Origin of the sequence: Agriterribacter sp., assembly GCF_035497235.1 — a bacterium.
Classification (GTDB): Bacteria; Bacteroidota; Bacteroidia; order Chitinophagales; family Chitinophagaceae; genus Agriterribacter.
In genome coordinates, this window is the sequence record NZ_DATJEB010000056.1 from 1 (window position 1) to 13,215 (window position 13,215).

The 13,215-nt window shown below is 44.3% G+C and carries 8 protein-coding genes and 1 tRNA gene; 5 read left to right on the forward strand and 4 right to left on the reverse strand.

Annotation, left to right across the window (positions count from 1 at the left end):
* The 4 genes from VL121_RS20660 to VL121_RS20675 form a co-directional block, all read left to right on the forward strand.
* A partial coding sequence (locus tag VL121_RS20660) for a SusC/RagA family TonB-linked outer membrane protein (RefSeq protein WP_325408514.1) occupies positions 1-3,553 on the forward strand: 3,553 nt, incomplete at its 5' end.
* Positions 3,554-3,592: 39 nt separating this feature from the next.
* The gene (locus VL121_RS20665; RefSeq protein WP_325408515.1) at positions 3,593-5,323 is read left to right on the forward strand and encodes a SusD/RagB family nutrient-binding outer membrane lipoprotein; all 1,731 of its coding nucleotides are present in this window, start codon (positions 3,593-3,595) and stop codon (positions 5,321-5,323) included.
* A 77-nt stretch (positions 5,324-5,400) separates the two neighbouring features.
* The gene (locus VL121_RS20670; RefSeq protein WP_325408516.1) at positions 5,401-7,305 is read left to right on the forward strand and encodes a metallophosphoesterase; all 1,905 of its coding nucleotides are present in this window, start codon (positions 5,401-5,403) and stop codon (positions 7,303-7,305) included.
* A 155-nt stretch (positions 7,306-7,460) separates the two neighbouring features.
* Complete coding sequence (locus VL121_RS20675; protein WP_325408517.1) at positions 7,461-9,701, forward strand: ligand-binding sensor domain-containing protein; 2,241 nt, start codon at positions 7,461-7,463, stop codon at positions 9,699-9,701.
* Positions 9,702-9,743: 42 nt separating this feature from the next.
* Here the strand turns inward: VL121_RS20675 and VL121_RS20680 are convergent, their stop codons facing one another.
* The 4 genes from VL121_RS20680 to era form a co-directional block, all read right to left on the reverse strand.
* Positions 9,744-10,082: a DUF4372 domain-containing protein gene (locus VL121_RS20680; RefSeq protein WP_414635434.1), complete on the reverse strand. Its 339-nt coding sequence runs from the start codon at positions 10,080-10,082 to the stop codon at positions 9,744-9,746.
* Positions 10,057-10,215 (reverse strand): DUF4372 domain-containing protein, encoded by a 159-nt coding sequence (locus VL121_RS21790; RefSeq protein WP_414635435.1) that lies wholly within the window; start codon positions 10,213-10,215, stop codon positions 10,057-10,059. Before VL121_RS21790 ends, VL121_RS20680 begins: the two co-directional genes overlap by 26 nt.
* Positions 10,216-10,408: 193 nt before the next feature.
* A complete protein-coding gene (gene der, locus VL121_RS20685; RefSeq protein WP_325408518.1) occupies positions 10,409-11,722 on the reverse strand; it encodes a ribosome biogenesis GTPase Der in 1,314 nt (437 codons plus the stop codon).
* Between the two features lie 46 nt (positions 11,723-11,768).
* Positions 11,769-12,635: a GTPase Era gene (era, locus tag VL121_RS20690; protein WP_325408519.1), complete on the reverse strand. Its 867-nt coding sequence runs from the start codon at positions 12,633-12,635 to the stop codon at positions 11,769-11,771.
* Between the two features lie 160 nt (positions 12,636-12,795).
* Between era and VL121_RS20695 the strand changes: the two genes are divergently transcribed.
* A tRNA-Met gene (locus VL121_RS20695) sits at positions 12,796-12,867 on the forward strand.
* Positions 12,868-13,215: the final 348 nt, after the last annotated feature.

Below are 13,215 nucleotides of genomic sequence, written 5' to 3' on the forward strand. Positions count from 1 at the left end.
GGATTATGACGCGCTGGATGCTTCCCAACAAAGCAATCCCGATGTTGCACTGAATAAAGTGCTTTCTGCTGCCGGTTTGAGATTTGAAAAAATTAAAGATGTGTATGTCATCAAACAGGCTAAACAAAAAAGAACCGAACAAAATTTCGCCATTCCCGCTGCGGTGATCACCACTGCTGCCGAGTTTGCAGACTTTGCAGTAAGAGGTAAGGTAACAGATGAAAATGGCGGCGTAGCCGGTGCAACTGTAACAGAAAAGGGTACCAGCAATGTTACTACAACAAATAGTAATGGTGAGTTTGCAATAACCGTAGCCAACCCTAATGCAGTGCTGATAATAACCCATGTTAGCTACGATACAAAAGAAGTTGCCGTATCCGGTAAATCAGCATTGGACATTAGCCTTGCGGCATCGAGCAGGGAGTTAGAGCAGGTGGTAGTAACCTCTCTCGGTATGAAAAAAGAAAAGAGATCCCTGGGATACAGCATTTCTTCTGTTGAAGCTAAAGATATGGAAACCGGTGGCGCCTCCAACGTATTGAAATCGGTGGAAGGTAAGGTGACCGGCGTACAAATGAACAGCGTTACATCCTCACCCACCTCTTCTGTAATGTTCAACATACGTGGGGCTACCTCATTGAAAGGTATAATGGGGGCAAGTAATATTAACAACGAAACCCAGCCCCTGATCGTGCTGAATGGTGTACAGTTGGGTTCCAATGCCGTAGGAGCCACCGCAGGTATTGATGCCGGCAACTTCATCTCCTCCCTTAACCCCAATGATATTGAGAGCATCTCTGTGCTGAAAGGCGCCAGCGCTGCAGCGCTTTACGGATCCCAGGCAGGTAATGGCGTGATCCTGATCACCACCAAATCGGGTGCAGGAGCTAAAAAAGGACTCGGTGTTTCGGTAAGTAGCGCTACTTCTTTCGACCAGGCTTATAGTGCCCCTCCGGTGCAAAGAAGATTTTTCCAGGGCGATGAGGACGGAAGCGCATTGACCGATGACAAAAAGGGACTCGGCTGGGCAATAGATGACAAGGTGAACAATAACGAACCTGTGTGGAGGTGGAATATCCTTACACAGGAATGGGAAGAATCGGTGCTGGAAGCCCGCGGAGATAAAAATCCGCTACTGGCTTTCCTGAGAACAGGGGTGATGACCGACAATAACGTAGCCGTAACCGGCAACTACGAAAAGGGTAACTACCGGCTCAACCTCGGTAACCTCGTACACCATGCCGTAATACCTGGCAACAAAACAACCCGGAACAGTGTTTCCTTTGATGCTAAATATAATATAAACGACAGGCTTTCGGTTACTTCCCAGGCATCGTGGTCTCATACGTTTGTACCTAACCAGTCGCACGTTCAGGATAAAAGAGAAGATAACCCGCTGGCCCATGCCATGTCAATGCCTATCAATATGCCCAAAATGTCGGAATGGGAAAAGGCCGACCCCTGGATCACCGACTGGGAAGGGCAATACCAGAATACTCCATATCTGAAAGGACCAGGACAAGATCGCCTGAGGTATAATGCAGTTGGCAAAAACGGACCCTACTTTGCCGCTGAAAACATTATCAGAACCTATACCAAAGATATATTTTTCGGAAAAGTACAATTAGATTATAAAATAGGTGAGCCATTCCTGCTCACGCTCCGCTCAGGCATCAGCCATGAAAACTTTGCGTTTGAAAGAAAAAGCCCGTGGGATGCGGAACGCAGGCCGCAAGGCATATACGAACAACGGCACAGCAACAATCTTAATGTAAGAAATGACCTGTTACTTTCTTACAACAAGCGTTTTCTTGGCAGCAGGCTGTCGCTTGATGCTTTAGGCGGCTTTTCCTATAACTATGGTGAAAGTAACAATTCCGGGTTTGGTGGCGAAATACTGGCAACTCCCAACTCCTTTACCTTTAATTCATTACCAGCAGCGGTAAGACAGGCTGCCGAGTTCAAAAGAGATTACCCCGGTCGCAACTACGGTGCTTATGCCACTGCCAGCATCGGATGGCAAAATATGGTTTACTTAGAGTTGTCGGGCCGTAACGACTGGGTAGGTATACTGGGCCATGAAAAGGATAACCATTTCTACCCCGGTGCATCCTTAAGCTGGATAGCATCTGAAACGTTTAATATGGGAAGCGTATTTAATTTCCTCAAACTGAGAGGGGGGTATGCAGAAACCGGATATGGTATTGGACGACCTGTTAACCAGGACAGCTACGGTATTTCAGGAAATACATGGAACGGCGTTGCTATGGGAACCATCGGCGGTGACCCTGTTGACGCGAATATTAAGCCCGAGCTGAACGTAACCAAAGAAGCAGGTATAGACTTCAGAGCGCTTGATAACCGTATATCGGGAGAATTTACCGTTTATTCTAAAAATCATATCAACCAGATCCAGACCCTGCCGGTGGTAACGTCTTCAGGATTTGGCTCGATACTTACCAATATGGGTGCGGTGAAATCAACCGGTCTGGAAGCAGCCTTAACGGTAACGCCTGTACGCAACAAAAACTGGGTGGTAAACCTCACCGGTAACATCAGTACTTTCAAATCTGTTATTGATGACCTGGACCCACGCTTCTCAGAGCGATTCTATAACTATGACGGAGCTTCCTATTTGGCTTTGTTCAAAGGTTCACGCGTAGGAGACATGTATGCACGGCAACCGATTGGCTATATCCAAAGCGGCAAATACCAAGGAATGATGCTGACCGGTATTGACGGTATTATTGAGGAAGCCGTTACCACTACAGACTATATCAAAAAGAACGGGTACTTAGGCAATATGAATCCAAAAGCCATCTATGGGTTTGTTGCGGATGCCAGGTACAAAAACTTCCGGCTCAATGTTGTTGCCAGCATGAGAGTGGGTGGTATATTTATTTCCGAAACGCAGAAGATCATGATTGATGATGGTATGGCAGACATCATGGCCCTCTATGGCGATAAATACAATGAGTACTGGACAGGCGGTCGTTTCGCCGGTGGCTTGCCCAGTATGCCGAATCCCGATGATATGTTCACAGAGCCGGGCTTTGAAAACTACAGGGAAAAAATGCAGGAACTCATGACCATGTACAATGGCGACCCGCGCTACTTTGGCTACTGGAATGCGGTATTTATCAACCCTGCCGTTGACCAGTCTCAAATGACCCCGGAAGAAAAGCTGAGCCTCTCGGATGGGGATTATATCAGGAATGGAGATGATCCTGCCAGAACCCTCTTTATGAACCCTTATAACATGGAAGGACAGGAATTATGGTCTGGCGCCCAGTTCAGAACGCATGACGCTACTTCCTTCAAGATCAAGGAGATCAATCTCACCTATTCCCTTGATAGGTCCCTGGCGCAGCGGTTGCGTTGCCAGGATGTTTCTCTTACCGTTTTCGCCAAGAACGTGATGTTCTGGGCAAAAAATAAAATGAATGAAGATCCGGAAACGGCTTTCTACGATGGTGTAAGAGGTATGGGTGTGGCAGACTTCGGATTACCTCCAATCCGCACTATGGGTGTAAGATTGAATGTTAGTTTTTAGGAGTAATCAAATAAAATTTGTAAACCGAATATTATGACGATGAAAACAATAAAATATATCATGCTTGGATCGCTGCTACTTGCCGGCGTATCCTGCAGTAAGGACCAACTGCGAATGGGCGAACGGGAAACGTCATTCAACGTTAATTACTTCACTTATTCACGATACCAGCTTACTACAGCTATTGTAGATGTTGCATACCAATATGGCAAAGGAGTAATTGATGAGCCGGTGGAAGAAGCAACCCTGTACTTTTTGGAATGTTATAACGGTGGTTCGCAGGCAGCTACGCTCTACACCAATGCTGCCCAGAACTGGGATTACCAGGGGAGTAACCCTTATACTCAGCAATTAAGAACACTGAAAGCACTCTCATTGCTGGCAACCAATGAAGATAACATGGCGAATGTAGCAGTCGCTAATATCCTGAAATGCGTTGTAGGCGGATCTGTTACCGAAAAATACGGAGATATTCCTTTCAGTGAAGCTATGCAGGGAAGAGACGGTGACCTGTTTCCCAAATTCGATTCCCAGAAAGAAGTATATGAGCAAATGTTTACCCTGCTGGATGATGCGGTTTCTATTTTGTCGGATGCCGGCAGCAAAGGATTACCAGCCGAACACGATGTTTTGTTCAATGGAGACAGATCGAAATGGATAAAATTTGCCAATTCCCTGAAGTTCAGGCTCATGGTACATTCCTATGAGGCATTTAAAAAAGCCGGCAGGGACCTGAGCGGCGAAATGCAGGCGATTGCCAGTGGTAACAACTATATGTCGGCTGTAGCCGATAATGCAGGGCTTGAGTTTTCGGGCGTTAGCGAGCGGGAATCGTGGTACCTGCAAACAACCTGGGGAACAGGGAACAACTTTACTGAGCAGAAGCCTTCCAAGTATTTGATTGATCAGATGGTAGCCCTCGATGACCCGCGTATGTATGTGATCTTTGCCCCGGCGCTTTCCCCCATATCAGCCAAAGCCACGGAATCCAGTGAAGACATCAAGATAAATGGCTATACTTATAATATCACTTATTACCCTTCTTCGCTGTATGAACCCTCGGAAATAGTCGCATCCGGAAGAGACCTGGATGGTAATGTTATATCAGTGCCCTATCCCCTGGATGCAAAATGGGTAGGAGCTCCGAACCCGATAAACGTTCAGACACAGTATGCAAGCTCCACCAGCCTTCCCGGAACCAACAGCTTTTATGACAACCGCCGTATTACAGGACTTTCAAGGCTGGTAGCAGGTACCAACGGCCCCAGCCTCAAAGGAGTGATAATGGAGGCAAGTGAAATGATGTTCCTTCTTGCTGAAGCACGTCAGAAAGGATGGATATCGGCGGGAAACACTAAAGATTACTATGAAAATGGTATAAAACTGTCGTTCGAAAGATGGCAGATTGAGAACGGAACAAAACCGGCGACCCAAATTGGTTCAGACAAGATAGTGGATAATTTCAGTGCCTACTACGCAAAGCCTGCCGTAGCATTGGATGGCTCTGCTGCCGATCTTGATAAAATCGCTATCCAGAAATGGCTGTCTATGCTTATGACCAATCACACAGAAGCATATACCGACTACAGGAGAACTGGTAAGCCTGCGTTTGTCGGCAAAATCGTTACGTCATTTTCTACATACGAATACCCTATGCGGTATCTGTATCCGTTAGATGAATCGAGCAACAATAAAGAACAATATGACGCTGCCGTGTCTGCAATGGGAGGCAAGGATATAGCTTCTGTTAAGATGTGGATATTGCAATAGTTATATCAACGCATAATTTTAAGAACCTGCAGGGCTTACCCAAGTAACCTTGCAGGTTTTTTAGAAATCAACATGCTATGAAACAGCTTCCCCTTTACTTTCTCACATTTTTTATATCAATTTCAGTTCCTGCACAAGATGCCGTCCGCCCTATTCTTATTGAGCCCTATTTGCAATATGCCACACAAAACAGCATCCGCATTTTATGGGAAACTTCCGACAGTTGCACAAGCTTTATAACATACGGCCCGGCTCAATTTAATACGAACTCCTCTTCGCTTTCGCTCCGAAAAATTTTGGATGGCAAAAACATCATGCATCATATTGAACTAACCGGGCTGCAACCCGAAACGCATTATATGTATCGTGCATTTTCGGTTTTACCCGGTGGCGATACGCTTGCATCGCCGGTAAGCACCTTTCAAACCGCAATAAAAGACAGTACAGCTTTTGCTTTTACCGTATTCAGCGATTCACAGTTCGATCCCGCAGATCCGGGCGCATGGGGCCGCGTTAGCACGCAGGCATGGAAAGAACGCCCCAATTTTGCATTGCATGCAGGCGACCTTGTAGACCTCGGTTATAGAAAAGACGATTGGGTGAATGAATTTTTCGCCCCTGCCAGTACACTAATGAAACGCATTCCTATCTATTCCATACCGGGTAATCATGAACACGATGCGGCACTCTATTACCGGTACATGTATGTGCCACAGCCTTATTATTATAGTTTCCGTTATGGCAATGCGGAAATCTTCATGCTCGATACCAACCAGTACCAGGAAGAAGGAACGGATATGTATAACTGGTTAGAGCAGGCGCTGGCCAGGTCAACCGCTTACTGGAAATTCGTAGTGCATCATCACCCCCCTTATTCATCGGATGAAGATGATTTCGGGGATACTAACGTTGAAGCATCAACGCTTGGAGATAAGGAGGCAAGAGGCTTAACCTCCCTGTACGATACATACGGTGTGGACATCGTTTTTTATGGTCATATTCATACCTACGAAAGATCATGGCCGGTACTGCAAAATAAAACCGTAAATGAAAATGGCGTAATCTACCTGAATGTGGGTGGTGCGGGCGGACGGCTCGAAAATCCATCCCCCATCCGTTCCTGGTTCACCAATAAACTCAGCACCATTCATCATTTCGGGTATGTAGCTATTAATGACAATACTCTTCAATTTCGGGCTATTGATGAAAATGGCGCGTTATTCGACAGCTTTTCACTAACCGGCAGCAGGAAAAGTAAAATGCCGGCACACTATACACCTGCCGCGCCTGTTGCAACCAATGAACGAAAAATATTTGCGGATACTATCCAGGTACAATTGCAAGCCGCTTTACCCGGCGAAGCCATCAGGTATACATCAGACAACAGCGAACCCGGTAAAAACTCGCCATTGTACAAACAAAAAATTGTGCTGGATAAAACAACTACACTTAAAGTTGCTTCATTTAATAAATCTGGCAAAAGCCGTGTTAATACCATTCCTTTCACAAAAGAAAAAGCATACGCCGCTGTTACTGTAACCAGTCCGCAGCAAGGTCTGTATTATCATTATTTTACCGGAAAAATAAATGATAGTGATACAGCTAAATTTAAAGATATTACTTTCAGCAAAACGGGAATAACAACCGGTTTGGATTTTACGCAAATACCGCATCGCAGGCAATACTGGGGTGCTGTTTATAAAGGATATATAAAAGTACCCACAGATGGCTACTATCATTTTTCCGGCCACGCCGATCACATACTACGGTTACAAATACACGATAAAATGCTGTTTGAAGAATTAGACCGCGAGATCAACTACAAAGGAGATATCTATTTAAAAGCGGGCTATCATCCTGTAAAAATAGCCTATTACAATAGCCGCTTAGACAGGGCTTTTTTAGAACTGTATTACAGTGGTCCGGGCATTGAAAGGCAGGCTGCGCCTTCGGAGATTTGGTGGAGGGAAGGAGATTTGTAGTTTGATATCTGATATTGTATTCCTCCGGGTTCCGAAATTGAATATCCGGACTTTGTCTTTTACCGGGCTCTTGTTTTTTGTGATTTGATTCTTTGCAGATGCGCTCTGACCCTTCTTACATCGGGTACCGGCCACATCCTTTACATTCATACAATATGAAAAATAAATTACTCCTCTTCTGCTTATTATGCAATGGTATTTTACCATGTACCGCCCATGCCCAGCTATCGTATACGCCAGCCGGCATGAAAGACACGGCTTTCTGGCAGGAATACCATGAAGCGTACCGGGTAGGAAAAAATGCGGCGGAAAATGAAATAAGAAGCATCGCCGTTGATGATGCATCCAGCGTGTGGGTGGCCACAGCAGCAGGCATCTATATGAAAAAACAGGGAGCAACAGAATGGACGGGCATGATCAGCAGCAACAATAAAGGTCCGGCCTATGCGATAACTACCGGTAATGCACATACCGTTTGGCTGGGCACATGGAATGGCGTTTATCTTTTCAAAAACAATATCCTCCAAAAAATACCCGGCACAGAAGGACCTGTTTCCGCATTATGCGCTGCAAAAAATGAGTTGTATGCTTTTGGCCCGAAAGGGGTATGGGTATACAGCCAAAACCGTTTCGTTAAAAAAGATTACGCTATTGCCCGTTCTGTACGGAATACCGTTGCCGATGCGGGCAATGGCATATGGGTAACCAGTGATGTTGGGCTATATCACATGGCAAACAATAAGCTCCGGCATTTCATGGATACCGGCACGCTCATCAGCGCTTATACAAAAGGACTGGCATTGGACAGTGAACAACGCTTATGGGTAGGCGGACTGGGCGGCGTAAGCATTATTCAAAAAAACAGGAAGGTACAAACACTTCAGCCAGCCGATGGGGTACCTTCTGTTTATGTTAATTGCGTGGAACGTTCCCCAGATGGCGTAATGTGGGCAGGTACCGATGTGGGTGTTGTAAGATATGCTCCGGATGGCTCGCATACCCTGCGTTTTGGCCGGCGTTGGTTAATAGACGATAAAGTAACCGATATTGCTTTTGATAAAGAGGGCAACGCATGGATTGCTACCGCTAACGGGGTAAGCGCTATAAAGAGAAGAAAAATGACTTTAGCGCAAAAACAGGATTTCTTTTATGACATTGCCATGAAACGCCATATACGCGAACCCTGGATAGCAGGCCCGGCCCGGCTAAAAGACGCCGGAGATTTGAATAACTGGCAACCTGAAGATGACGATAATGATGGAGAATTTACCGCCAGCTACCTGGCTATGGAATGCTTTCGCTACGCGGCAACCAAAAGTAACGATGCGAAAGAGAAAGCGAAAAAGGCTTTTGATTTTTTAAAACTGTTACAAACCATAACGGGTACCGATGGGTTCTTTGCCAGAACAATTGTACCGGTCGCATGGGATAATAATGTACATGACCCCAACAAAAAATACACGGAAAGAGAACTGGCTGAAGAATTAGTGAAGGAGCCCCGGTTTAAGCCTGTGGAAACAAGGTGGCGAAAGTCGAAAGATGGCAAATGGCTGTGGAAAGGCGATACCAGCAGCGATGAATGGTGCGGGCACATGATGGGCTATTACTTTTATTACGAACTGGTGGCGGATAAAAAGGAAAAAAAGATCGTTGCCGCGCACATTGCCCGGCTTGTTGACCATTTGATCAATCATAATTTTAACATGGTGGATATAGACGGCACGCATACCCGTTGGTCGGTATGGAGCCCGGATAAACTCAACCGCGACCCGGAATGGCTGCCCGACCGGTACCAAAACTCGATGGAGCTGCTAACTTTTTTAAAACTGGCCTATCACACAACAGGAAACACCCAATACCAGGAATACTATCTGCGGCTAATAAAGGAGGAACACTACCTCGAAAATATGGCAAAACTTCCAGAACAAAACCCCGCTTTTTTTATTTATTTTGATGTTATCCTTCAGTCTTACCTGTATCCTATACTCACCGGCTGTGAAAAAGATCCGGAGCTACTGGCTTTTTATGAAAAACATTTCGACAACTGGATGGAGAAAAGAAAAAACGATAAAAGTCCGCTGATTAACTTCCTGTACTGTTATGCCAGGAATAAAAAGGTGGAATTGCCAGCGTCTGTTGAGTTCCTGACAGATACCCCGCTCGACCTGGTAAACTGGAGGTTTGACCATAGCAAAAGGGAAGATGTAAAAATGGTACGCGAACCGGTGCTGGACGATCTGCAGGTAAATGAATTGCCGCCGGCCGGCATTCGCACTGCGGTGCGGTGGGACAAAAATCCCTGGTCGGCTATAAACGGCTATCCCGATATAGAAAGGGAACCGGTATTCTGGCTGCTGCCTTACTGGATAGGAAGATATTTAAAAATGATTGAATGAAGGCAGGATGAAAGTTACAGGTTGCAGGGTATAAGGCAGAGGTTATAGTTGAGGTTTTATTCCTGCTTTTGCGGAACGAAATGTAGCCCAAAGGAAAGTGGATAAACACAGGTCAATTGTGGTTGCATCTATAGCAAAAACATTCTCTTTAAGTTCTATTTCTAACTTGTTATCATTTATGTATAATTGCTTTGCTTCTTTAATAAGCAGCATCGCAAGTTCTTCATAAATCTTGTATAATTGATTTTCATTTGCCCGGGTTAAAGTACTTACGGCAACTACTTTTCCAATACCGAGATGATACATTTTATTGGCGTTAGCGTTTAAGCACATCATTGTATCACTAATACTTTCACTATGAGTAAGCTGACCGAAAGCCATGCATAAAAACTTGTTTCCAACAACTTAATTCTTTCACCTTATAGTCGCCAGAGTGCCTGTTAACAAGCGTTTGAAAAGAGGTGGAGGACACTAAGCCCATTAATTGGGCAAACACATATTTACCTGTAAACATAAAGCATTGGTTTACAAATAAATGCAGAACTTTTAACCCCAAAAAAATCAAGTCGTCTTAGGGGTAAAACCCATTGTAACTCAATACTGACAATATTTTCAAAGAACTATCTATTATAACAACGCAATGCTAATGATCGTATTTAAAAGCTAATCAATATTCCGGTCAGAAAAATACAGGTTTAAGGGAAAATTTATTTCTTCCTGAAAAACACCCGCACCGGCACGCCTTTAAAATCAAAATTCGCCCTTAGCTGATTCTCTAAGTAATTTTTGTAAGGCTGTTTAATATCATCGGGGTAATTACAGAAAAAAGCGAAGCTGGGTACAACGGTGGGCAGTTGTGTTACATATTTTATTTTTACGGTATTACCTCTTACTACCGGCGCACGATAAGCTGCTACAGCTTTCAGCATTACCTCATTAAGTTTGGAAGTAGCCACCTTACGCCGGCGGTTTTCATATACCTGCAGTGCTGTTTCAATTACTTTAAAAATGCGCAGTTTATCTTTTACAGAAATGAATAATACCGGCACATCGGTAAAGGGAGCTAAACGGTTCTTTAATTCTTTTTCATAATCCCTGGCCGTATGCGTCTCTTTCTCCATCAGGTCCCATTTATTCACCAGCAATACAACGCCTTTTCCTTTTCGTATGGCTAAAGAAAAAATATTAATATCCTGCGCGGTAATGCCTTTGCTGGCGTCTAACAGTAACAAACATACGTCCGCTTCATCCAGCGCCTTTATAGCCCTTATCACGGAATAAAATTCGAGGTCTTCTTCTACCTTATTCTTTCTTCGTATACCCGCAGTATCTATCAGGATAAATTCTTTCTGAAATAAATTATAGTGCGTATGAATCGTGTCTCTTGTGGTGCCGGCTATATCGCTTACTATCGTTCGCTCTTCGCCTACCAATGCATTCAGCAGCGATGATTTCCCCACATTGGGCTGACCAATAATGGCAAACTTTGGCAGTTCATCTTTTTCACCCGCTTCGTCATCATCCGTATCCGGAATCAGCTTTACCAGGTCGTCCAGTAATTCTCCCGTACCGCTGCCGCTGATGCTGGAAAGAAAATGAATATGATCAAAGCCCATACTGTAAAATTCGGTGGCATCCAGCATACGCTCAGGATTATCTACTTTATTCACTACTAAAAAAACCGGTTTTTTAGACTGCCGCAATATATCAACCATGGCTTCATCTAATGCGGTAATACCGGTGGCCGCATCGCACATAAATATCACGGCATTGGCTTCATTAATGGCGATGCCTACCTGCTTGCGAATCTCCGTTTCAAAAATATCTGCACTTCCGGTCACGAAACCGCCTGTATCAATAAGATTAAAGCTTTTTCCGTTCCATTCCGCCACGCCGTACTGCCGGTCGCGGGTAACGCCACTGATATTATCTACGATGGCCTTGCGTTCTTCAAGCATGCGGTTAAAGAAAGTACTCTTGCCTACATTCGGTCTTCCTGTTATAGCTACTGTAAAACTCATAAATAATTTAGGTATCAGGTTTCAGGGTACAAGTTGCAGCCCGTACCTAATATCCGTATTCTTTTAAATGTATATCATTGTCTCTCCATTTGGGCCGCACTTTCACAAATAATTCGAGGAAGACTTTACTACCCAGAAATTTTTCTATCTCCTGCCGGGCTGTTGTTCCGATTTGCCGGATCATTTTCCCTTTTTCTCCCAAAATAATGGCTTTCTGCGATTCCCGGTGAACAATGATCTCTGCCGTTATTTTAATTAAACTGATTTTTTCTTTAAACTCCCTTACTACCACTGCCGTATGATATGGTATTTCATCCTGGAACAGGTCGAATATTTTTTCACGTATCATTTCGCCTATAAAAAAACGGGTAGGCAAATCCGTCAGGTCGTCTCCATCGTAAAAGGGCTCCCCTTCCGGTAAAAACTCCAGTATAGTACTAAGCAGCAGGTCTGTATTCATTTTTTTAAGTGCCGAAATAGCGATTGTTTTTTTACAATACGGTTTTGTATTAAAAAAATCAGCCACTTGTTTTATTTTGTCCTGAGAGGTGCGGTCAACTTTATTCAATACCACAAAGGCGGGTACTTTCAAGCGGAGTCCACTAAAAATAAGGTCTGTTTCTTCCGGGTTTTCATTTACATCTGCCAAAAGCAGGGCAAGGTCTGCATCTTCTAAGCTGCTTTTTACCGAATGCATCATTTTTTCATGCAACTTATACCGCGGTTCTATAATACCCGGCGTATCGGAAAAAATAACCTGGTAATTTTCGCTGTTTAAAAAACCTTTAATGCGATGGCGGGTGGTTTGTACCTTGGGCGACACAATAGCCAGTTTTTCGCCTATGAGTGTATTGAGCAAAGTGCTTTTGCCGGCATTGGGTTTACCAAAGATATTTACAAATCCAACTTTCATCCGCATAAAAAATTCCTGCAAAGGTAACAGAAACAAAAATTGTTTGGCTGATTAAATGCATACACCTACCTTTGCGCCTCCTTACTGCTGAAGCGGATGAGTGAATTGAGGGCTTTATTAGTACGAAGGAATAGAAATTTAAAAAATATTAACTTTATACCGCGAGGTAGAGCAGCGGTAGCTCGTCGGGCTCATAACCCGAAGGTCGGTGGTTCGATCCCATCCCTCGCAACAGCAGAAGCGTCATCGTAAAAGGTGGCGCTTTTTTATTCCCCCCAATATTCCATATTAAAGGAAATGCGGTTAACCTGTAAAAAGGTATGTGATGATACGAAATCGTTTGTACATTTGGCTGCTTCTCTTCCGGCTTGTATGACGAACTTCAGAGCAGCAGTTAATAATTTACTGAATAGTTCCCTGTTTTTGCCAGCGATTCAGCGAGTAAATACTATCCTTATCCACCAGGGGCTTCAGAGCGGTACTAAAAAATATTCTTCGGGCTGATTCGTGTGGGATTGGCGGGTAGAGATAAAAAATCCTTGCGGGCTATTATAATACTTTTAAAGTATATTTGTTACCC